Below are 21,869 nucleotides of genomic sequence, written 5' to 3'. Positions count from 1 at the left end.
GTCGCCTCATGGCGGCCGTCATATTTGGTCTCTAACATAGGGTTGCCCCGAGCCATTGCCAAGGCGATCCACTTTGTCAGGTCGTTTTTCCGTCAATACTTCTTAAAGGCAGCTCCGCATAGGGCACCCTTGAGAAAACCGCCGAAAGTCTCCTTGCAAAGGTGAGATCAAATCGTGTCAAAAAGCGGTCGAAGGGGGCAAAATGGGGCATCCAATCTATGGACGGGATGGATTCCCGAGAAAAGAAGCCCTCCCCTGCCGATATGACCGGCACGGAAGCATAGGCCCGCTTCCATGCGCTCCTGGGAAGTCCCCGGCTCCAATCCCGTTCATTCCCTTGCTTGTCGCCTGAATCCAGCGCATCCAGAGTGGAAGGTTCCTCGCGCATTGTCAGGTCATCCAGCGCTGCGGCAGATGCCGTGATTTCGATGGTCGCTCCCGACCGGTTTCTGACCTCGAATCTGCCGTCCCAGATCCCGGCCTCTCCCGGCTTAAGCACCAGAGGCAGGATCCCACGGTTCTCGCGCGCCAGATAAAGTCCGCCACGCCGCAGATCGAACACCACCCTGCCGAGGGCCATCCGCCCCGGCTTGCTGCCGGTGGCAAATGCAAGAAGCCGCTGCATCTGTACCCGCCCCGGCACAAACGACTGCCCGCCGAAAACGGCCGTCAGACGACCGAGCGTGTAATCAAGGACGGCGCGGTCCCGTGTTAACCCATCGGGCATCACCTGGCCGAGCAAACCGCCATGAAGCCTGAAATGACGGTCCAGCCACTCGGCACCGTCAGAAGAAAGATCCAGCCTTTCCTCCCAGACGTCTCGAATATTCATCTCCGCATCCGCGTTGCCGGAAAGCTGCCGGCGCGTCCGCACGCGCTCGTATTTCATATCCTCGTTGCTCGGATCGTCGATCCACGCCACGCCGCGTGTGCTCAGGAAGTCACGGATGTCGGTCCGGTTGGAAAAGAGAAGCGGCCGCAGGACCCAAAAGCGTCGGTTGAATAGCACTGCATCTGCGATACCGGTTGAAATCTGTTCCGCCCGCATTCCGCGCATGGCAAGCGTTTCGCGCTGATCGTCCAGCGTATGTCCTGTCACGATGAAGTTTGCCTTAAAGGCTTCCGCCGCCTCGGCGAGAAGTCCATAACGGGCCTCGCGTGCAGCCGCCATGACACCGGTTTTCGGCTTTTCGCCCTGCCAGACCATCGTTCGGTGCGTAATACCGAGTGATGCACAGAGAGCCGCGACCTGATAGGCCTCATCTGCCGATCCATCACGCAATGCGTGGTCGACGGTTGCGGCGCAAAGGGAAATGGAAAGATCGGGAGCGGCCTTCAGCGCTTCTGAGAGCAGCAGGAGCAGACCGGTGGAATCGCTTCCGCCCGAAATCGCGATAAGAATGCGCGCGGGCGTCTTCAGCGAAGCGATGAAACGGCCAATCGCCGCTTCGGGAGAAATCAGACCTTCCAAGCCGGAAGACCTTAGCAGGCGAGACGCTTCTGCTCGCTCGCAACCTTGTTTATCACGGCACGGGAAGCCTTCGGATAGCGCTTGCTGACTTCGCGCAGGGTGGCGCAGGCAGTATCGGTATTGTCGAGTGCGGCAAGCGACATGCCGAGCTTCAGCAGCATCTCGGGCGCCTTCTCAGACGTGCCGTATTTCTGGTGGGCGTTCAGGAAGGTCTTGGCCGCTTCGTTGAACTTGCCCTGTGAATAAAGAGCCTCTCCGAGCCAGAAATTGGCGTCCGCCGAACGGGTGCTGTTCGGGTAACGGGAGATATACTGGGTGAATTCCTTCTCAGCTGTACCATAGTCGCCGGAAAGCACATGACCATAAGCGGCCTTGTACTGATCGGCCTCACTGCCGAGCGAGGCGGTCTGCTGTGGTGCCGTCGCATCCGGCAGCGGCGCAGAGCCAACTGTCGCATTCTTGTTCATGGTATTGCCAACGGGATTACCGTTCTGGTCAAAATCCATGGAGCCCAGTTCGCGCGGCGGCTGGCCGAGGCCGCTATTGGCCGGCACGTCCGTGGAGGGAGCCGTTTCGGCTCCCTGCGGGGCTTGAATAACTTTGGCAATATCGTCGCCACCACCTGATGCCGGCGGAGCGATATCGGCTTCGCTCTTCTTTACCGGCGTCTTGGCAGCACCGCTGCCGCCACCTGCTCCTCCGCCCGTCTTTTCGAGCTGCTGGAAGCGGAATTCGTTGTCTTCCTGCTGTTTGCGAATCGTCTCCTGCATCTGGAGCAGCTGATAGCTCATTTCCTCGATACGGCCGTTCAACTGCCGCATCTGGTCTTCCATCTGCTGGATGCGGATTTCCGCGCCGCTGCTCTGCACGTTAACAACAGGCGCTGCTGGCTGGCTCTGCCGTTGCGCGGATTGGCCGCCAATGTGCAAGCCGAAGAACGAAGCGGAATAAGCCGCTCGCTCGCTCCCGGTCACGGCCGCAAGGCACAGCATGCCTGCCACGACTAGTTTCTTCATTTGTATCGTCCTGTCCCAGTGATTCTTCGCGCCCCGATGGCACGACAGGAGATTTTTCCAATTGCTGTCAAAAAGCAACGGAGTCTGGCCAAAGTGTGGTCAAAAAGAAAGGCGGCCCGCAGGGCCGCCTCGTCAAATTCCGCCTTTTGCCGAAGATTACGTGCCTGCGCCGCCGAGAACGGTGACGGCACGACGGTTCTGTGACCAGCAGGAAATATCGTCACAGACGGCGACCGGGCGTTCCTTGCCGTAGGAGATCGTCTTCATGCGCTGAGCCGGAACGCCGCGCGAAGCGAGGTAATCCTTGGTAGCTGCAGCGCGACGCGCGCCGAGAGCCAGATTGTATTCGCGCGTACCGCGCTCGTCGGCATGGCCTTCGATGGTGATCTGATAGTTCGGGTAACGGCCGAGCCACTGAGCCTGACGGTCGAGCGTCTGAGCGGCGTCGGCGCGGATCGAGGTCGAGTCGGTGTCGAAGAAGATGCGGTCGCCGACATTGACCGTGAAGTCCTGGGCGGAGCCCGGCGTTGCTGCACCGGCACCGAGGCCGATGTCGCCGGCGCTGTTCGGCATGTTCTTCTTGTTGGCGCAGCTCGCGAGAGCTAGGCCGGCGACAAGCGCGATCATGACGGGGTTGCGGGCAAAATTCTGCATACGGCTCATTGCCGGGGTGTGAATTCGGCTCATGGCCGGGTCTCCTTGCGACTTCAATCAGGGTTGCCGGACAGTAACCGCACTCGGTTAACCGGCCATCAAAGATTATGGTTAACGATTCGTTGATTTGTCCCTGCATCGCCCATTTTCAGGACTTTGCGGCGACATGAAGGCGAATTTCCGCTCCTCCACTACTCAAGAAGCGGCGACCAGGCCGGGTCCGAACCATAGGCGGGCGTCTTGATGGCCTGTTCGTTATAGCCCGTCAGATCGATCGAATAGAGCTGCGGGCCGCCCGCACCAGCTGCCTGACGGAAGAACATGATGACGCGGCCATTCGGCGCCCAGGTCGGGCCTTCGTTGTGGAAACCGGTCGTCAAAATGCGTTCGCCCGAGCCGTCCGGCTTCATGACGCCGATCGAGAACTTGCCGCCCGACTGCTTGGTGAAGGCAATCAGATCGCCGCGCGGCGACCAGACCGGCGTGGAGTAACGGCCATCGCCGAAAGAGATACGCGTCTGGCCCGAACCATCGGCATTCATGACATAGATCTGCGACTGTCCGCCGCGGTCACTTTCAAAGGCAATGCGGTTGCCGTCAGGCGAATAGGACGGCGAGGTGTCGATTGCCGCCGTGGAGGTCAGGCGGGTCGTCGTACGCGAGCGCAGATCCATCGTGTAGATGTTGGAATTGCCTTCCTGCTGCAGGCTCATGATGACCTTCTGGCCATCAGGAGAGAAACGCGGCGAGAACGTCATGCCCGGAAAGTTGCCCACGACTTCGCGCTGCCCGGTTTCGAGCTGCAGCAGGTAGACGCGCGGCTGCTGATTGGCGAAGGACATGTAGGTTACTTCCTGCCGGTTCGGCGAGAAACGCGGCGTCAGAACGAGGTCGCTGCCATCAGTTAACATGCGCACGTTGAAACCATCCTGGTCCATGATGGCCAGCTGGCGCTTGCGCTGCTGTTTGGTACCGGATTCGGAAACGAAGACGACCCGGGTGTCGAAATAACCCTCTTCACCGGTAATCTGCTTGTAGATCGCGTCGGCGATGATGTGGGCGACGCGGCGCCAGTTCTCGGGCTGCGTATAGAACTGCTGTCCGGTCATCTGCTGGCCAGCAAAGGTATCCCAGAGACGGAACTCGGCGCGAAGGCGGCCATCCGCTTCCTGCGTGACGCGGCCGGTGACCAGCGCCTGGGCGTTGATGACCTTCCAGTCCTCGAAGCGCGGCGCGGCGTCCGGATTGGAGATCTTCTCGATGAAGGCTGTTTTATTAATCGGCGCAAACAGCCCTGACCGTTGCAGGTCGGCTGCGATAACCTGCGAAACCTGCGCACCCATGTTGCCCTGCAGGAAGTCCGTCACCGCGATCGGCAGCGGTTGAACATTACCCTTGTTGATGTTGATCTCGACCAGTGCGTTGGCCGGCGTCGCGAAGGCGGCGGCGGTCATCAAACCGGCTGCGACCATAATGGCGCGGAAGAAGGAACACTTTGTCATACCAAACAGCCTTTCAGCATCTATGGAGTCGGATCGCCGGGTTCGAAGCGCAGGACGACTTCTTTCCAGGATTCGTATTTGTCTTTCGGAAGCGTGGTGAATGGCGATGCACGCTGCACCGCACGGAGAGCCGCAGCCGACAGACCTTGTCGCACAGCCTCATCGCCGCCCGAAGCCGTCACAAGCGGCGATCCCTTGATCGCGCCAGTCCTGCTAAGCTTCAGGTGAATGGTGATCAAAACCTTGCCACCCTTCAGCAAACCTGCGGGAACATTGAAATAGGCCGTTATGGCCTGACGTATCGCCTCCGCTGACGCGTCAGACGTCGTTAGCCCGACTGACTGCGCCGATGTCTCATTGGCGCGGCTTAGCAGCGCGCTAAGCACGATGGCGGCTGCAAGGGACTTGGTGCCGTGCGAGAGGTCCGTCAGCATCTAGATTCCCAGATCGCTCGGATCAAAGTTGACGACGACTTCGTTCCAGGCGTCATATTTGTCTTTCGGCAGACTTGAGAAAGGCGCTGATTTCATGATGGCGCGATAGGCACCGCCGGCCAGAGCCCGGCGGGTGGAATCATTGTCGCCACCGGTTGCTTCGACTTCCGGCTCGCCAATGATGTTGCCGTCCTGATCGAGCTTCATGTGCACTTTGATGCGCACATCGGCCATGCCCTCCATGCCGGGGATGACCGACCAATTGCCGGCAATCGCACTCTTCAACGCATCCATTTCGCTCAGCGACAGCTTCGAAGCACCATTCGTGGCCTTCTTTGCGCCCAGAGACGCTTCCTGCGTTGAACGTTTGGCACCGCCAGCAGACGGATCGGTTTTGTTGAGCAGCGCAGAAATTTCATCCGCATTGAAGTCGCTCTTCATAGACGAGGCGGATTTCGCCACTTCCTGCTTCTTATCGTCCTTCTTCTTGTCGGTCGGCTTTTCAGCAGCCTTTGGTTGATCCTGAGGCTTCTCCGGCGGCTTCTCAACCGGCTTCTGTTCCGGTGGCTTTACCTGCGGCTTGACCACTGGCGTCGGCACTTTATCCGGCAACGCCTCGGCGTCTGGCTTCGGCGGTTCAGCGGGCTTCGCCTGCTCTTCGGGCGGCTTTTCCTCCGGCTTCGGCGGCGTCACTTCGACAGGCTTCGGTGGCGGAATGGAGGCAACCTCCTTCGGCTGCTCGACCTCAGTCTCTTCCTTGTTGACTTCCTTAACGTCGTTCGGCTTCGGATCGATCTGCGGCTGAGGTTTATCGCTTGAATTGGCGGCAGCGGCCTCGCTGTTGCTCGGCTTGGCGTTCGGAACCGGCGGCGTCTTCAGGTCGACATTGTTGTCGCCGGCATTTTCGGCCGGCTGCGGGATCGGCGGCCGCGTCGTGGGCACGGGCGCAGAAGTCTCCTTCTTCGGAGCCTTCTTGTCGCCCTGCTGCATCTGCGTGATGGATTCTACCGGCACGAGATCGACCGGCATCGCCTCGAAATCCTCCACTTTGAAGGATTCGGGAGCGCTCAGCGACACCAGCGCCCAGGTAAGCACCAGCCCGTGCAGAACCGCAGATGTGACGACGCTGGCCTTCATCTTGAGCGTTACTGGTCCTTCTTCTGCTGCGTCACGAGGCCGATATTCTTAAAGCCGGCACCCTGGATGCGGGCCATCACATCGGCGATCACGCCATAGGGCGCCGTTGCGTCGCCCCGCACGAAGATGCGTTCATTGTAACCGGTGGTCGCGATTGCCTCGAGCTTGGCAGCAATTTCTTCAGCCGGGATCGGCGTTTCCTGCAGATAGACTTCGCCGCTGTTCTTGACCGAAATCGTGATCGGCTGTGTCTCGGAATTCAGAGCCTTGGCCTGTGTTTCCGGCAGATCGATCGGAACGCCGACGGTCATCATCGGTGCGGCAACCATGAAGATGATGAGCAGCACGAGCATGACGTCGACGAGCGGCGTCACGTTGATTTCGGAGATAACTCCCTTGTTGCGGCCACCGCGGCGGCGGCGTCCACCGCCCCCTCCGCTATTGCCGCCTACAGCCATACCCATGGTCGTCGCTCCGTTCGTTACTGCGCAGCTTGGCGCGGCTGCAGCTTTTCATCGATCTGGCGCGAAAGGATGGCGGAGAATTCATCCGCAAAGCCTTCCATGCGACCCGAGAGCTTGCCGGCGTCGGCGGAGAATTTGTTGTAGGCGATAACCGCCGGAATAGCGGCGACGAGGCCAATGGCGGTTGCGAGAAGCGCTTCCGCGATACCAGGCGCCACGACCGCAAGGTTGGTGGATTTCGAACCGGCGATCGCCTGGAACGAGGTCATGATACCGACGACCGTACCGAAGAGGCCGATGAACGGACCGGCAGAACCGATCGTCGCGAGCGATCCGAGACGGGCGGAGAGATATTCGGATTCACGGGCGAGCGTCACGTCCATTGCCCGGTCGATACGCATCTGCAGACCGATCGGCGAACGCGCACCGCGCTCGAAGGACTTCTTCCATTCGCGCATCGCCGCGACGAAGATCGCCGCAAGGCCGGTATTGTTGCGCTCGGAGAGTGTCCTGTAGAGTTCTTCCAGCGACTGGCCCGACCAAAAGACCTGCTCGAACTTGTCGAACTGGCGACGGGCGCGACCGTATGCCAGATATTTGTCGATGACGATGGCCCAGGTCCATACCGAAGCCGCGATAAGGCCGAGCATGACCAGCTTAACGACGATGCCGGCCTGCATGAATAGCGACCAGAGGCTGACGTCGGTCGTGGCTGCTGCCAATCCTACTTGTTCCATAGATCCAAAATCCCCGAATCCAAACGCCCGGCGCTTGACCGGGCGGCACAAAGTGATCACGCAAGAATGTCTGGCGGCCGCCGCCCAAAGCCCTGGTCAAGCTTCCAAGCTCTTCTTCCGCCTTCTTGCCGTCAAATTTGGTCAAAGGAAGGCGTGCGTCGCACAAACTCCGACTCCGCAAGTAAGACACCATTATGGTTAATAGATCGTTAGTGCCAGACTATGATAGGCAGATGTCGCGGGAGATTTTTCCTGGATTGACTTGACCGGAGCATTGTCCGGTTGCTGAACACAGCGCTCATCTTGCAGCGCGGAAATTCCTTCACATACAATTCAAGTTTTTACAAGCACTCGACGGGCGGGTTCAACGCAGCAAATCGCAGCCCTTCATCAGCCTTTTCATGTCTCGGGAATGAGCATCTGCCTAGCCAGCGCCTCCGGCAATCGGCGCGGCCGGCCCTTGGCATTGATGACGGCAATGATCACTTTGGCTGATATCAGCAGCGCATCATGGCGGCGGATTTCCTGGTTGAGCACCATCTTGGCGCCGCCCGCCTTTTCCGTGTGGGTCTCAACGGTCAGGATATCGTCCATGCGGGCCGGGCTCTTGAAATCGATCTCCATGCGATGGACGACGAAGATGAGCCCTTCCTCATCGGCATTGACGAGTTCGCGCTGCTCCACGCCGAGGCAGCGCAGATAGTCGGTACGTCCGCGTTCCAGGAAATGCAGGTAGCGTGCATGATAGACCAGACCGGAGAAATCCGTATCCTCATAATAGACCCGCTGCACGAGTCGATGGCCCGCTTCCGTAAGTTCGCCGGAAATAGAAAAACGATGTTCCGCCATAATTTTCTCCAAACTTTCCGGCCCTCTTTGACGCAACGCTTCTCGACAGGCAAGCATTGAACAATTGTCATATTTCCTAATTATTCCCGATAGGAAGCAACCCATGAGGAGCCAGTGGCATGAAGATTGCGGTGATGGGCGGAGACGGATTCATCGGTTGGCCAACTTCGCTACATCTCTCCGATGCCGGGCATGACGTCCACATCCTCGACAATCTCTCCCGCCGCTGGATCGACACCGAACTCGGAGTCCAGTCTCTGACGCCGATGGATTCCATTCAGGAGCGTACCCGCATCTGGCACGCGGAAACCGGCCGACGGATCCACTTCAATCTCATCGATCTCGCCCGCGACTACGAGCTCCTGAAAAAGTGGCTCGCAGAAAATCGGCCGAATGCGATCATCCATTTTGCCGAGCAGCGCGCCGCCCCCTATTCGATGAAGAGCGACCGCCACAAGAACTACACGGTCAACAACAATGTCAGCGCCACGCATAATCTCTTGAACGCGCTGGTCGAGCTGCAGCTCGACGCCCATCTGATCCACTTGGGCACCATGGGCGTCTACGGCTATTCGACGGTTGGTGCCGCGATCCCGGAAGGTTATCTGCCCGTCGGCATCGAGACGATGGGCGGCGAGACCGTCTCCCAGGAAATCCTCTACCCGTCCAATCCCGGCTCGATCTACCACATGACCAAGTGCCTGGATCAGCTGCTTTTCCAATTCTATGCCAAGAACGATGGCCTCAGAATTACCGATCTACATCAGGGCATCGTCTGGGGCACGCATACTGAACAGACGCGCCGCCATCCGCAGCTCATCAATCGTTTCGACTATGATGGCGACTATGGCACGGTGCTGAATCGCTTCCTGATTCAGGCGGCCATCGGCTATCCGCTGACCGTGCATGGCACCGGTGGCCAGACACGCGCCTTCATCCATATCCAGGATTCGGTCCGTTGCATCGAGCTGGCACTGATGAACCCACCCGCCGCCGGCTCGCGGGTCGAGATCTTCAACCAGATGACGGAAACCCATCGCGTGCGCGATCTCGCCGAAATGATCGCCAGGATGAGCGGCTCCGAAATTGCCTGGCTACCCAACCCGCGCAAGGAAGCTGCCGAAAACGACCTGGTCGTCAAGAACGACAAGTTCCTCGGTCTCGGCCTCAATCCGATTACCCTGCAGGCAGGGCTGCTCGATGAAATCGTCGAAGTTGCCAAAAAATTTGCCTACCGCGTCGATCGCTCCCGCGTCCCGGCCGTGTCAGCCTGGACAAAGGATATCGCTGCGACGATCAATCATGATCCGGAAGGCAAACGGCTGAAGTCGGTATCATGATCACCGCTTTTATCTTGAACCGCCGGCCGCGGGGAGTTGAGGGTGCTTGCGGGAGCGCCCGCTGTCCATGATCCCTGCGCCGCACTTCGCCTACGTCACACTCGTCACGAATGCCGATTACGCCATGGGCGCAACCGCGCTAGTGAACTCCCTGCGCCGCACCGGCACCCAAGCCGCCATCGTGGTGCTCCATACCGGCGGTGTCGACGCTACCGCCCTGGCACCGCTGAAGGCTAACGGTTGCCGTCTGATCGAAGTCGAACATCTGCCATTGTCGGACGCTTTCAACGAACGCCATGCCCGCGGAAATCTCCACTCGGCCGCCCCCTTTATGAAAGGCCGCAAGCCGGCCTTTCATTCACCGCTCGACAATTTCTGCAAGCTCCGCCTCTGGCAGCTCGTCGAATATGAGCGCTGCGTTTTCATCGATGCCGATGCGATCGTCCTGAAGAATATCGACAAGCTCTTCGCCTACCCGGAATTCTCCGCGGCGCCGAACGTCTACGAGAGCCTTGCCGACTTCCACCGCATGAATTCCGGGGTCTTTGTCGCCCGCCCTTCGGAAGAGACCTTTCGGCGGATGCTCGAACTCCTGGATCGGTTCGACATCTTCTGGCGGCGCACTGACCAGACCTTCCTCGAAACATTCTTTCCCGACTGGCACGGCCTGCCGGTATATTTCAACATGCTGCAATATGTGTGGTTCACTATGCCCGCCCTCTGGGACTGGAAGAGCATTTCGATCCTGCATTATCAGTATGAAAAACCGTGGGAAAAAGATCATCCGAAGGCAACGAGACTACAACCCTTGATCGATTTTTGGCATGATTTTCATACTGGGAGTTATGTGCCGGAGATTGCATCTCTGGCCAATCCGGAGGTCGTATGAAAGTACTGGTATCAGGCGGAACGGGTCTTGTCGGACGTTATATCGTCGAAGAACTGCTTTCCGCCGGATACCATGTGATCGTCGGTGCGCGGCATGCGCCCCTTCCCCGTTTCTTCTCCCGCCCGGTCGATTTCGCCCCGCTTTCGCTCGACCCGAATGAGAACGATATCGGCGCTTTCGATGATGCCTATTTCTTTGTGCACGCAGCCTTCAGCCATGTCGCTGGAAAATATCGTGGCGGCGAGGGCGATGATCCCAAAGCCTTTCGGCGACTGAACCTCGATGGCACCGTCAAGCTTTTCGACGAGGCTAAGCGCGCTGGCACCCGCCGTTGCATCTTCATCTCCAGCCGCGCCGCTTATGGCGGGCATGCGCCGGGGACCGAACTTTTCGAAACGACGTCATCCATGCCGGAAACGCTCTACGGACAGGTCAAGCTCGATGCGGAGCGAGCTCTTGCACATCTTTCCGGTCCCGGCTTTACGGGAGCGAGCCTGAGGGCAACAGGCGTTTATGGCGATCACGCACCGAACAAATGGGACGGGTTGATCGACGACTATCTTAGCGGACAGCCTGTTTCCCCGCGCGCCGGAACCGAAGTGCATGGCCGCGATCTCGGCCGTGCCGTGCGACTGATGCTCGAAACCGAAACGACCCGGATCTCCGGCGAGGTCTTCAATGTCTCGGATATCGCCGTCGATACGAGAGATATACTCTCTCCGATCCGGCAACACGTCGACTGTCCCTTCCCGTTGCCCGAAGCAGCGGACAAGACGGACCTTTGCTCCATGAACACGCACAAGATCGCAGCGCTCGGCTGGACTCCCGGCGGCAGGCCTCTTTTCGAGCAGACGATGCAGCATTTGGCCAAGGCAAAATCGACAACATGGCCAAGTTCCACGCAAGCCTGATCGGGCAGAGTGCGCTCCAAATGTAACCGGGAAGTATTCTATGCAGCTCGCAACCGTTTCGGCGTCCTCCATTCTGCGCGGCGCCATGCCGGCACAATCCGGCGTTTCGTCCACCGGCGAAGAGCCTGATACCGGCGTGTTGAAGATCCAGCGACAATCGCTTGCACTGGAGCAGGTGCGCAACTCGCTCGCAAGCTCCGCTGACGATGCGAAGAGCCGCGCCCAGCGCAAGCTTGAAGATGCCAAGCAGGAACTGCAGGCGCTGAAGACGGCCGGCTTCCCACCGGAGGTGATCGCCCGTCTTGCCGCCGAGCTTGCTCGCAAGGTCGGCGCTGCGGCTTCCGAATTTGCCTCGGCCGTTGCCACCGGCGGCTCTTCCGGCGCAGCCACGTCAGCTTCCTCTACCGCTTCGGCCGCCGCGACGACCGATGCCGCCGAGATTGCGACGGCCGATGCTGTCGCAAGCGATGCGACGGCCTCCGCCGAGACAACGCAGGATACCGAAACGAGGACGGGAGAAACACAAGACAGCACGAATGCTGCGCAAACGGATGGTGCGGCTCACGCACGCAGAGCCTATCAGGAGATCGTGGAAGATGGCCTGAAATCGTCCACGATTTCCACCGATGACCGCAAGACGATGGAAGAATTCAAATCCATCGTCCGTGAGTTGAAGCAGGTCCTCGAAAAAGCCATGCGTGATCTGCGCGAGAAAAACCGCGATGCTGCCGCCGAAGGTGCAATCGGTGCTGCCCAATCGGCCGTGACCAGTCTGTCGGCAACAGTACCGACAGCGACAATCCCTTCGAGCATCGTCGTCTAGGCCTTGGGCGCTGCCGCTTGCGGCAGGAAGTAGATCGTCGCCTGGTTGACGAGCAGCACCAGGCAGGCAGCAAAGACAGTTGCAAACAGCCTGTCCAGCAGCGCTGAAGCCGGCAGGGAATGATCGGCACTTCCCATGGCCATCATCATCAGCGGTGTCATGACGATCGAATAGGCAAGATAATTCCTGGCCCGCAGGAAAGGCCTAGCGCCACCTAGCAAGGCGACACTGAGCACATCGGCCCAGGCCGGCAGGGCGAGGAACGATAGCACTCCCGCGCACAGGACGCCGAAGAGCACGCCAATCACCCTTTGCGTGGTCTTGAGCGGCAAACGTTCGGGCCTCCGCTCGATCAGCAGCACAAGCGCCAGTGCTGCCCAGTGAACGTCATGATCGGGAAAGAACAGGTGAATGACCGATACGGCGCCGAGGCAGGAGACCAGCCGGGCGGGATATTGCCAACCAGCCGCCTCCATCAGCGAGCGCCGCAGCCGGTTGAACTTCTGTTTCGCCGTCGGCTTGCGCTCCTCCTCGGCCTCTTCTGCCGCGTGACCGCGGATATATTCGACGACACCGGCCATCAGCATGTGAAGAACGACAGCGAAAAGCGCGCCGCCGACGACAACGGCAAAGATGAGCAGCGGATCTGCCGTGGTAGTCGAGACGATGCCGCCGACCATGACAAGATAGAAGACAAACCGCATCGAGGCCGCGACCATCGCCCGATCGAAGCCGCCGATAACGCCGGCGAGCCCAGCGATCAGCAATAGGCCGATCTGCCCCGCACTGCCCAGCTGTGCGAACCCGCAGGCAAGTCCAGCCGCCAGCATCAGCACCAGTAAGGCGGCCCCTCCGCTTGCCGCTTGCGCCCTTAGTCGGCCATGCGATACCGTTCCGCTCATTGCCATGCCGCCGATTAGGCCGAGCCCCGTATGGTGGCCCCTCGCCGCAAGCAACGCCGGAACGGCCATGGCAAGCGCTGAGACGGCAATTTCGATCGCCGTCACTTCCTTTTCAGTCGACCAGCGAAAGGCTCCGGCAACGTGATTGAGTGTCTTTTCCATCAACCGTCTCTCTGGTTCGTGATCGGGTTTGAGAGAAATAATACGCAGTGCGTACTATATGTCCAGTAGCAGCGACGCACCTGCGACACTCATCCTGCGTTCCGTCCTGCTGCTTGGCCGCCGGCTGCGTGCCGCGCGGCCCGAAGGTCCGCACAGCCTGTCGACCATCGCGATCCTCGCTACCCTTCATCGCCTGGGACCGATGCCAGCCTGGCGGCTTGCTCTCGAAGAGCATCTGCAGCCGCAATCAGTAACCCGCATCATCGCCGCCCTCGAGCGCGACGGGCTGATCGACCGAACGCGCAGCGAAGCCGACCGCCGCGAGATAGAACTCTCGATTACGCCGCATGGCCGCAGAGTGTTGTCGGACGACATCGGCGCCCGCCGTGCATGGCTGGAAAAGGCGATGGACGACAGCCTGACCCCAGAAGAACGTAAAACCCTGTTGGAAGCGTCGGAAATCATGCTCAAGCTTGCCTATGCAAATCCTGAGAATGAGACGCAAACAGGCGAAAAATAGGTCCTTTTTGCCTGTTGCTGTTTCGGGAGAGCGGCTATCTTTGCCGGATAACAATATGGAAGCTTAAATGACACCGAAGGAATTAAAGGCCCAGTTGCGCGCCCATCGTCTGGCGCTTCGCGACGCCATCCCGGCCGAATTGCGCGCCGCCAAAAGCCTCGACATGGCCGCCCACGCCGGCGATGCGATTGCCTTCGAGCCCGACACCATCGTTTCCGGCTTTCTACCCATCCGCTCTGAGGCCGACCTGCGGCCGCTGATGGCACGGTGGCGAGGACGCGGAGCCCGCCTCTGTGTGCCCGCAATTATCGACAAGCAAACCATCGTCTTTCGGGAACTTGTCCACGGTGCAGCCCTTATCAGCACCGGCTTTGGGACTGTCGGCCCCACCGAGGACGCGCCTGCGCTCGATCCTGATATCATGCTCGTTCCGCTATCCGCGTTCGATTCCCGCGGACATCGCATCGGCTATGGCGCCGGCTATTACGACCGCGCAATTCACCGTCTCCGGCAAAAAGGCCTGTCTCCGAAGCTGATCGGCATTGCATTCGACTGCCAGGAAGTGGCAGAGGTACCCGCTGAGCCGCATGACATAAGCCTGGATGCCATCCTGACGGAAAGCGGCCTGCGCCATTTTACCTCACGGATTGGATAGGGAATGCGACTGCTATTTCTGGGTGACATGGTCGGCAAGACGGGACGCACGGCGGTATGGGACCGCCTGCCCGGCCTGGTTTCCGACCTGAAGCTCGACTTCGTGATCGTCAACGGCGAGAATGCCGCCGGCGGCTTCGGCATCACGGAAGACATTTTTCTGGAGACGATCAATGCCGGCGCCGATGTCGTAACGACGGGGAACCACGTCTGGGATCAGAAGGATGCCGTCGCCTTCGCCGGCCGCCACGATCAGTTCCTGCGTCCGGCAAACTATCCGCAAGGGACACCGGGCCGCGGCTCCGGCCTTTTTTATGCCCGCAATGGCGCGCGCGTGCTTGTTGCCAACATCATGGGCCGCGTCTTCATGCATCCGGAGCTTGATGATCCCTTCAAGGCTGCCGAAACGATCCTTGACGCCTGTCCGCTGAAGGAGCAGGCCGATGCAATCATCTTCGATTTCCACGCGGAAGCGACGAGCGAGAAGCAGTGCTTCGGTCATTTTGTCGACGGCCGCGCCAGCTTCGTCGTCGGCACCCACACCCATGTGCCGACTGCCGATGCGCAGATCCTGAATGGTGGCACCGCGTATATGTCGGATGCCGGCATGTGCGGCGATTACGATTCATCCCTCGGCATGGACAAGGAAGAGCCGCTCAATCGCTTCATCTCCAAGATGCCGAAGGGCCGCATGGAGGCGGCGACAGGCCCTGCCACGATCTGCGGCGTCGGCGTGGAGATCTCCGATGCGACGGGTCTGGCGGCAAAGATTGCGCCCTTGCGTCTCGGTCCGAGACTTGCCGAGACGATCCCGGAGTTCTGGCGCTAACACGCAATTGTGAGCGTGCTTCGGCTGGACCGCTGCGACGGCTTGCCGCATCCTCACGGCGTCGTGAAAGCGCCGGAGGGGTGGCATGAAGCCGCATCATCTTGTCCTCGCTATCGCATGCCTTGGGGTCTTCACCGCAGCGATTTCTGCCCAAGCCCAGGAGGAGCGACGGCCTGTGAGCCAGTGCCAGGCCATCGCGCAAAATATTCCCGAGGCGACCTTTGCGAGCTTCTCAGGGATCGCGCCGGTGATACCGGCAGTCTCCGAGGACGAGGATGTCAGACTAACCTATCTCGGCCATTCAACTTTCGAGATCGACACACCCGGCGGCATCGTTATCGCCACCGATTATAACGGCTGGTACAAGCCGGCAGTGACGCCCGATGTCGTCACGATGAACAAGGCGCATCCGACGCACTATACATTGACACCGGATCCAGATATCAAACATGTGCTGCACGGCTGGAGCGACGTCCCCGGTGAAAAGGCTAAAATCAACCTCGTCGTCGGCGACGCCTATATCCGCAATGTCACGACGGATATCCGCTTCAGCTACGGGCTCGGTGGATCGCAGCTGGACGGCAATTCCATTTTCATCTTTGAAATCGCCGGCCTCTGCATCGGCCATCTTGGCCATCTGCATTACGAGCTGACCGATACGCATTATACAGAAATCGGCAGGCTCGACGTGGTCATGGTGCCGGTCGACGGCGGCCTCACGATGGGCGCAGATAGCATGAGCCGGGTCATCAAACGACTGCGCTCGTCGCTAATCTTGCCAATGCATCGCCGCGGTCCGCCGGTCAACGCTTTCATCTCGATGTTTGGCAACGGCTTCGACGTCAATTATGCGCCTGACAACAGCATCACCGTTTCGCTGCGCACATTGCCGAAAAAGCCCCTGATTTATGTGATGAAGGACGTACAGTAAAGCCCGGACTGTGCCGGGCCTTTGGCTCATGCAAATTGCAGGTGCCGCTTGATGCCGACGTCGGCCATCTTCTCCTCGTCGAAATTGGCTTTGGCGATCTCCCAGCCGAATTTCAGCGTGCTGCCGGTCGAGACCCATATATCGGCGTCATCGACATGCATGGCAAGCATCGTCAGCTTCGGATCCTTCTTGCCGCCTTCGTACCAAGCGGCCACGATGGAGTTCCAATACTCCTCGATCTTCAAGGGATCCGGACGCACCTCGATAACTCCGGACAGGCAGGCATGATAATCATGGTTCTTGCCAATAACGCAAAAATGCGCGCGGCTGCCGGGCTTGATCATCTGCACGAGTTCGGCATCCGTCTTTGTATAGAACCAGATCGTGTTGGTGGTCGGATCGACATTCGGAGCCATTGGCTGCATATGCATGTCGACAGCAGCAAGGCCGAGCATGCCGGCATGAATGTCGTTGATCTGGTCCCAGAGCTGGCGTGCTGGTTGTTCGCGGGCTTCGCTGAAGCTTGCCATTGCCGTTCCTTTCCTGCAGGTGTTATCCGGTTGAAAACGTCGCCTCTCAGGCTTTGTTCCGCCGCCTGCCAAGCTATGGGGGCAGGGCCGAATGGCTGCTTTTTCCTTGAATATCGCCCTTTCCGATCTTATAAGGCGGCCCATTCCGAACAATGAGACGTGAACAGGGGTGCCATGGCTGGCCATTCACAGTTTAAAAACATCATGCACCGCAAGGGCCGGCAGGATTCCGTGCGGTCGAAAATGTTCTCCAAACTCGCGCGCGAAATCACCGTTGCCGCCAAGGCAGGTCTGCCTGATCCCTCGATGAACGCCCGCCTGCGCTTGGCGATCCAGAACGCCAAGGCCCAGTCGATGCCGAAGGACAATATCGACCGCGCCATCAAGAAGGCATCCGGCGCCGACACCGAGAACTACGACGAAGTTCGCTATGAAGGCTACGGCCCGGGCGGCACGGCGATCATCGTTGAAGCCCTGACCGACAACCGCAACCGCACGGCCTCCAACGTCCGCTCGATGTTCACAAAGGCTGGTGGCGCCCTCGGTGAAACCGGCTCGGTTTCCTTCTCATTCGATCATGTCGGCGAAATCACCTACAAGCTGTCTGCCGGCGATGCCGACAAGATCATGGAAGCCGCGATCGAAGCCGGCGCAGATGACGTCGAGACCGACGAGGAAGGCCATTACATCACGACCGCCTTCGAATCGCTCGGCGAAGTCGCCAAAGCTCTCGAAGCTTCCCTCGGCGAAGCTGAGACCGTAAAGGCTGTCTGGCGCGCGCAGAACAATGTCCCCGTCGACGAAGAAAGAGCCCAGTCGCTTCTAAAGCTCATCGACTCGCTCGAAGACGATGACGACGTTCAGAACGTCTACTCGAACTTCGAAGTCTCCGAAGAAGTTCTGGCCAAGCTTTCGGCTTAAGCCATCAGGATATGGAAGCGAAAAACCCGGCCATTCCGCCGGGTTTTTGTTTGCCGGCATATCACGGCGACTAGGCCGCGGCCCGCATAAAATTGCTAAGCCCGGCAAAGAGCTCCACAGATTTCAACCGCGCCTCGATATCGTGGATGGGCATGGAGATGATGACCTCATCCGCTTGCGTCTCCTTCAGGAATTCATTGAGCTGGGCTTCGGCCGTAGCCGGCGAACCGACCACGGCATAACGCAGCGTGTGCTCCACATTCATCTTTTCCATCGGCGACCAGAAGGCATCCATATCCTTGACCGGCCGCGGGAAAGGCCCTCGCACATTGCGCCGCAGATTGACGAACTGTTGCTGGGCCGAGGTGAAGTGATACTGCGCCTCCTCGTCCGTCTCGGAAACGGCACCCATGACACCGACCATCACATAGGGCTTGTCGAGCTCGGTCGAGGGCTGGAAGCGGTCGCGGTAGATTGCGATCGCATCGAGCAGCATATCGGGCGCAAAATGCGAGGCGAAGGCAAAGGGCAGACCGAGCATGGCTGCGAGTTGGGCGCTGTAGAGGCTGGAGCCAAGCAGCCAGATCGGGATGTGCGAGTTGTTGCCAGGTACGGCAAGGATCGCCTGGTTTTCGATTGGTGTTCCGAGAAGCTGCTGCAGCTCCACCACGTCATTGGGAAAACTGTTTGCGCCGGCATCGAGGTTTCGACGCAGCGCCTGCGCCGTGCGCATGTCCGTGCCCGGTGCGCGGCCAAGGCCGAGATCGACGCGGCCGGGAAACAGTGCTTCCAGCGTGCCAAACTGCTCGGCGATAACAAGCGGCGCGTGGTTCGGCAGCATGACACCGCCCGACCCGATACGGATCGTCTTCGTCACCGCCCCGATCTGCCCGAGAATGACTGACGTCGCTGCACTCGCAACACCTGGCATGCCATGATGCTCCGCCATCCAGAAACGCGTGTAGCCGAATTCCTCCGCCTTCTGCGCCATACGCTTCGACGCCGCGAAGGATTGGCTGATGGTCGTGCCGTCTGCCACAGGGGAAAGATCGAGAATGGAAAAGGGAACCATGGAAACCTGCCGCGCAATATGGAAGTGCGGTTTATGTAGGTTCGCTGTAGCGCTATTCCAAATCGCAGCTAACAAAAGCCGCCGCAAGGAATGGCTGTCATTCGTCGAAAGCCGGTGAGAATTTCAATGCGCCTGATGGCGGCGATCCCCTGAAAACAATCCGCTGAACGTAGTGCGTGTCGAGATCGCCATAAGTCAGCTTTCCATCGCTCTCGAAACCGACGCCGTGATAGACTGATGGATTGCCGATCAGCGCACAGCCGAAGGCACCCCGCTCTCTTAACAGATCGAGGCCTTTCAGGATCAGCTCTCTACCGATCCCCTGTCTCTGCCGCTCCGGCTTTACCGAAATCGGCCCGAGCCCATACCATCCATGCCTGATGTCGCCCACGGTGATCGGCGAGAACGCGACATGGCCGACAATCTCTCCACTCTCTTCCGCGACCAGCGACAGCGTCAGATCACCCGACGCGCGAAGATCCCTGACGATCCGCGCTTCAGTGTTGTTGCTGTAAGGCATCGGCTCGAATGCCACCCACGTCAGCTCGTGAATGGCATCCGCATCCTCGGGCCTTTCGAAGCGGATCAGCATGATGCGATCAGGCCCGCTTGCGCAGCTGGCGCACCTCGGCGCTGTGCCGCTGATATCCTTCAGCAAGGGTGAAGTTGCCGAGCTGGCGGTCCATTTCTACAGCTTCGGTCGCCAAACGATGAATCGCAGCCGTCGTCTCCTCGACCATCGCAGCATTCTGTTGGGTCATGGAATCGAGTTCGGCGACCGAGCTGTTGATCTGTCGCAGCGTATCGGCCTCCTCGCGGGTGGATTCCATGATCTCGTTGATCTGGCCGTTGATGGCCTCCACATGGCCGCCGATGCCGGTGAGCGCCACCCCCGCCCTTTCGACCAGCGCCACACCGCTTTCGACCTCATGCGTGGATTTCTGCAGCAGGCTGGAGATTTCCTTGGCCGCACTCGACGAGCGCTGCGCGAGCTCGCGCACTTCCATGGCGACGACTGCAAAACCCTTACCGCTTTCGCCGGCGCGCGCTGCTTCGACGCCAGCATTCAGGGCCAGCAGGTTAGTCTGGAAGGCGATATCGTCGATAACAGAGATGATGGTATTGATCTGGCGCGAAGAGGCCTGGATCGCTTCCATTGCCGCAATCGTCTCGCGCATGATCTGGCTGGAGCCGACCGTTTCCTTCTTGGCGTCGCGGGCGATCCGCTCAGCCTGTTCGGCCCGTTCGATCTGTACGCGCACCGACTGGGTAATCGCGCTGATTGCGTTGGCCGTCTCAGTGATCGAGCTTGCCTGCCGCTCGGTGCGGCCGGCCAGTTCATCCGCACCCGTGCGCATCTCCTCCGAGCCGGCGCGCACAGCCATGGAATTCCCGCCGATCGCCATCATCGTTTCGCTGAGTGTTGCCAGCGCCTCGTTGAAGTTCACGCGCAGGCTTTCGAGCTCGCCTGGGAAACGGGTTTCGATCTGATAGGCAAGATTGCCGCTCGCCAGCTGATGAAGCCCATCATCGAGCGCTGCGACGACCTTCTGCAGGCTGCGAGCTTCCGCCTCGCGCTGCGCAAGATTCTGCTGGCGCTCGCTTTCGGCACGCGCACGCGTCTGCTCGCTCGCGGCCTCGAGTTGACGGCCTTCGATCAGCGACTGCTTGAAACGATCAAGCGCCTTGGCCATCGTGCCGATCTCATCCTTGCGTTTCTGACTGCCGATCTCGACTTCCAGTTTGCCGTCAGCCACTTCCCGGGTCACACCAGCCAGACGGGCGAGCGGAGAGAACAGGAGGTTGGTGATGAGCCCCGTGGCAATGGCCATAACGATCAGAACGCCGATGCCGATCCACGTCAGCAACGTGGCGATCTCGATGGAGCCGGCATTCAATTCGCTGAGCAGCACGCTCTCAAGGACAAGGAAACGGTCGCCGCGATAGTCGATGCCGCGCACATAGGCGCGCGCCGACCCATCGGCACGGTCGAAATCTGCAACCGTCATCGCCGCGGTCGCAAGTGCATCCTTGATAAACGTGAAGGGGGCTGTATCGAGCGTTGCAAGTTGGCCGGATGCATTGAGACCGACAGCCGAACCGTCAGCCGATATGATCGCCGCCTGGGCCGTGCTTCCCGACACGATACCCTTTACTAGAACACCGGTGACGATATCGTCACGCACCTTGAACAGCATCAGGCCTTTCGCTTGGCCGAGCTTGACGATTGGTACTGCATAGAAGATCGCCGACTTGCCGCTCTTCGCGTCGACACGCAGACCGGAGAAGGCTGTCGGCGCGGAATCGTCAGTCGCCTTGGCGGTATTTTCGATCGCCTTGGCATAGGCGATGCCGGCACCGGTCGACTTCCAGGCATCCGATTTCAGGTTTTCGGCAAAGTCGTCGTTCTTTTTGTAGGAATAAAGCACCGTGCCGTCGAGATCGACGATCAGGAGATCGTTGAAGGCGGTGTCGGCGAGGTCGCGGGCCACTTCGCCCTGCGTTTTCTCATGGCTCGAATAGTAGAAACCGCTCGGCCCCTCGGGCTTGACGAGCTTTTCGCGCTGGTCGGCCGGATTCGGGTTGTCTGTGATGAAGACCTTCTTCAGTTCGCCCCGCGCATCGCCGGAGCTTTTCTCCATCGTCTTCCAGCCGCTCTTCAGATTGGTGATCGACATTTGCAGCGCTTCGATGCGCGCAATGGAGGTCGCCTGATTTTCGAGCTGTGCGAGCTGATCCTGCAACATATCGCCGCGGAAGATCAGCACACTCTCCTTCGCCTTCAGGGCCTGCTGGTCGGAAACGCGGCTGCTGGCGAAGTAGGCAAGGATATTGATCACTGCGACCGAAAGCGTGGTCAGCAGGATGAAGGTGGCGATCACCTTGAAGGACAGGGACTGAAATCTCTGAGCCATGAAAAACGAACCCTTCCGGAACGGCACTGCCGGTCGGGAAATCCCCGTCCGGCCGACCTGTAAACAGAACATCGGAGGCCTTGAGCTCTTTAGGAAGCGGGCCTCTCTCGCATTTGATGGATTAGAATTCGTGCATCCGGTTTAATTCGCGGTAAATGCCGCGCGAAAACCAGGTGTGTTTTCGCTTTGTTCACATATCGATGGCA

At 59.4% G+C, this 21,869-nt stretch carries 23 protein-coding genes; 9 read left to right on the top strand and 14 right to left on the bottom strand.

Annotation, left to right across the window (positions count from 1 at the left end; genetic code table 11):
• Nucleotides 1-76: 76 nt before the first annotated feature.
• The 9 genes from tilS to ybgC form a co-directional block, all read right to left on the bottom strand.
• Nucleotides 77-1,471, bottom strand: a complete 1,395-nt coding sequence (gene tilS / locus FHX08_RS29200) for a tRNA lysidine(34) synthetase TilS (RefSeq protein WP_210288425.1) — start codon at nucleotides 1,469-1,471, stop codon at nucleotides 77-79.
• Nucleotides 1,472-1,482: 11 nt separating this feature from the next.
• Entirely contained in the window at nucleotides 1,483-2,487 is a 1,005-nt protein-coding gene (ybgF, locus tag FHX08_RS29195) for a tol-pal system protein YbgF (protein WP_132656911.1), read from the bottom strand.
• A 156-nt stretch (nucleotides 2,488-2,643) separates the two neighbouring features.
• Entirely contained in the window at nucleotides 2,644-3,174 is a 531-nt protein-coding gene (pal, locus tag FHX08_RS29190) for a peptidoglycan-associated lipoprotein Pal (RefSeq protein ID WP_132656912.1), read from the bottom strand.
• A gap of 158 nt (nucleotides 3,175-3,332) precedes the next feature.
• Nucleotides 3,333-4,643: a Tol-Pal system beta propeller repeat protein TolB gene (gene tolB, locus FHX08_RS29185; protein WP_132656913.1), complete on the bottom strand. Its 1,311-nt coding sequence runs from the start codon at nucleotides 4,641-4,643 to the stop codon at nucleotides 3,333-3,335.
• Nucleotides 4,644-4,663: 20 nt separating this feature from the next.
• A complete protein-coding gene (locus FHX08_RS29180) occupies nucleotides 4,664-5,077 on the bottom strand; it encodes a hypothetical protein (protein ID WP_132656914.1) in 414 nt (137 codons plus the stop codon).
• Entirely contained in the window at nucleotides 5,078-6,214 is a 1,137-nt protein-coding gene (locus FHX08_RS29175) for a hypothetical protein (RefSeq protein WP_132656915.1), read from the bottom strand.
• Nucleotides 6,215-6,222: 8 nt separating this feature from the next.
• A complete protein-coding gene (tolR, locus tag FHX08_RS29170; RefSeq protein WP_007827059.1) occupies nucleotides 6,223-6,678 on the bottom strand; it encodes a protein TolR in 456 nt (151 codons plus the stop codon).
• 17 nt (nucleotides 6,679-6,695) lie between these two features.
• Nucleotides 6,696-7,415, bottom strand: coding sequence for a protein TolQ (tolQ, locus tag FHX08_RS29165; RefSeq protein WP_029868707.1), 720 nt, complete (start codon nucleotides 7,413-7,415; stop codon nucleotides 6,696-6,698).
• Nucleotides 7,416-7,814: 399 nt separating this feature from the next.
• Nucleotides 7,815-8,264 carry a tol-pal system-associated acyl-CoA thioesterase gene (gene ybgC / locus FHX08_RS29160; RefSeq protein WP_132656916.1) on the bottom strand — a complete coding sequence of 150 codons (450 nt, stop codon included), beginning with the start codon at nucleotides 8,262-8,264 and terminating at the stop codon, nucleotides 7,815-7,817.
• 119 nt (nucleotides 8,265-8,383) lie between these two features.
• Between ybgC and FHX08_RS29155 the strand changes: the two genes are divergently transcribed.
• The 4 genes from FHX08_RS29155 to FHX08_RS29140 all read left to right on the top strand — a co-directional run bounded on the left by FHX08_RS29155 (nucleotide 8,384) and on the right by FHX08_RS29140 (nucleotide 12,227).
• Nucleotides 8,384-9,604, top strand: a complete 1,221-nt coding sequence (locus FHX08_RS29155; protein ID WP_132656917.1) for an NAD-dependent epimerase/dehydratase family protein — start codon at nucleotides 8,384-8,386, stop codon at nucleotides 9,602-9,604.
• A gap of 67 nt (nucleotides 9,605-9,671) precedes the next feature.
• Complete coding sequence (locus FHX08_RS29150; RefSeq protein WP_184328107.1) at nucleotides 9,672-10,493, top strand: glycosyltransferase; 822 nt, start codon at nucleotides 9,672-9,674, stop codon at nucleotides 10,491-10,493.
• Nucleotides 10,490-11,404 (top strand): NAD-dependent epimerase/dehydratase family protein, encoded by a 915-nt coding sequence (locus FHX08_RS29145; RefSeq protein WP_132656919.1) that lies wholly within the window; start codon nucleotides 10,490-10,492, stop codon nucleotides 11,402-11,404. Before FHX08_RS29150 ends, FHX08_RS29145 begins: the two co-directional genes overlap by 4 nt.
• 40 nt (nucleotides 11,405-11,444) lie before the next feature.
• On the top strand, nucleotides 11,445-12,227 hold the full coding sequence (locus FHX08_RS29140; RefSeq protein WP_132656920.1) for a hypothetical protein: 783 nt from the start codon (nucleotides 11,445-11,447) through the stop codon (nucleotides 12,225-12,227).
• Here FHX08_RS29140 and FHX08_RS29135 read toward each other — a convergent pair.
• Entirely contained in the window at nucleotides 12,224-13,291 is a 1,068-nt protein-coding gene (locus FHX08_RS29135) for an FUSC family protein (protein WP_132656921.1), read from the bottom strand. The two genes, FHX08_RS29140 and FHX08_RS29135, sit on opposite strands and share 4 nt — an antisense overlap.
• A gap of 58 nt (nucleotides 13,292-13,349) precedes the next feature.
• Here FHX08_RS29135 and FHX08_RS29130 point away from each other — a divergent pair, with 58 nt between their 5' ends.
• The 4 genes from FHX08_RS29130 (at nucleotide 13,350) to FHX08_RS29115 (ending at nucleotide 16,225) form a co-directional block, all read left to right on the top strand.
• On the top strand, nucleotides 13,350-13,811 hold the full coding sequence (locus FHX08_RS29130; RefSeq protein ID WP_132656922.1) for a MarR family winged helix-turn-helix transcriptional regulator: 462 nt from the start codon (nucleotides 13,350-13,352) through the stop codon (nucleotides 13,809-13,811).
• 67 nt (nucleotides 13,812-13,878) lie between these two features.
• Entirely contained in the window at nucleotides 13,879-14,466 is a 588-nt protein-coding gene (locus FHX08_RS29125) for a 5-formyltetrahydrofolate cyclo-ligase (protein ID WP_132656923.1), read from the top strand.
• 3 nt (nucleotides 14,467-14,469) lie between these two features.
• Nucleotides 14,470-15,294: a TIGR00282 family metallophosphoesterase gene (locus tag FHX08_RS29120; RefSeq protein ID WP_132656924.1), complete on the top strand. Its 825-nt coding sequence runs from the start codon at nucleotides 14,470-14,472 to the stop codon at nucleotides 15,292-15,294.
• Between the two features lie 85 nt (nucleotides 15,295-15,379).
• The gene (locus FHX08_RS29115) at nucleotides 15,380-16,225 is read left to right on the top strand and encodes an MBL fold metallo-hydrolase (protein WP_132656925.1); all 846 of its coding nucleotides are present in this window, start codon (nucleotides 15,380-15,382) and stop codon (nucleotides 16,223-16,225) included.
• Between the two features lie 26 nt (nucleotides 16,226-16,251).
• On the opposite strand, the gene FHX08_RS29110 is transcribed toward FHX08_RS29115, so the two are convergent.
• Entirely contained in the window at nucleotides 16,252-16,755 is a 504-nt protein-coding gene (locus FHX08_RS29110; RefSeq protein ID WP_184328106.1) for a pyridoxamine 5'-phosphate oxidase family protein, read from the bottom strand.
• Between the two features lie 174 nt (nucleotides 16,756-16,929).
• Between FHX08_RS29110 and FHX08_RS29105 the strand changes: the two genes are divergently transcribed.
• Complete coding sequence (locus FHX08_RS29105) at nucleotides 16,930-17,676, top strand: YebC/PmpR family DNA-binding transcriptional regulator (RefSeq protein WP_132656927.1); 747 nt, start codon at nucleotides 16,930-16,932, stop codon at nucleotides 17,674-17,676.
• A gap of 70 nt (nucleotides 17,677-17,746) precedes the next feature.
• Here FHX08_RS29105 and FHX08_RS29100 read toward each other — a convergent pair whose 3' ends face one another.
• The 3 genes from FHX08_RS29100 to FHX08_RS29090 all read right to left on the bottom strand — a co-directional run bounded on the left by FHX08_RS29100 (nucleotide 17,747) and on the right by FHX08_RS29090 (nucleotide 21,663).
• Entirely contained in the window at nucleotides 17,747-18,748 is a 1,002-nt protein-coding gene (locus FHX08_RS29100) for an LLM class flavin-dependent oxidoreductase (protein WP_184328105.1), read from the bottom strand.
• Between the two features lie 97 nt (nucleotides 18,749-18,845).
• On the bottom strand, nucleotides 18,846-19,340 hold the full coding sequence (locus tag FHX08_RS29095; protein WP_132656929.1) for a GNAT family N-acetyltransferase: 495 nt from the start codon (nucleotides 19,338-19,340) through the stop codon (nucleotides 18,846-18,848).
• A gap of 7 nt (nucleotides 19,341-19,347) precedes the next feature.
• On the bottom strand, nucleotides 19,348-21,663 hold the full coding sequence (locus tag FHX08_RS29090; protein ID WP_132656930.1) for a methyl-accepting chemotaxis protein: 2,316 nt from the start codon (nucleotides 21,661-21,663) through the stop codon (nucleotides 19,348-19,350).
• Nucleotides 21,664-21,869 lie beyond the last annotated feature (206 nt).

The organism is Rhizobium sp. BK529 (assembly GCF_014194105.1).
Classification (GTDB): Bacteria; Pseudomonadota; Alphaproteobacteria; order Rhizobiales; family Rhizobiaceae; genus Rhizobium.
This window is presented reverse-complemented; position numbering and strand designations above follow the sequence as displayed.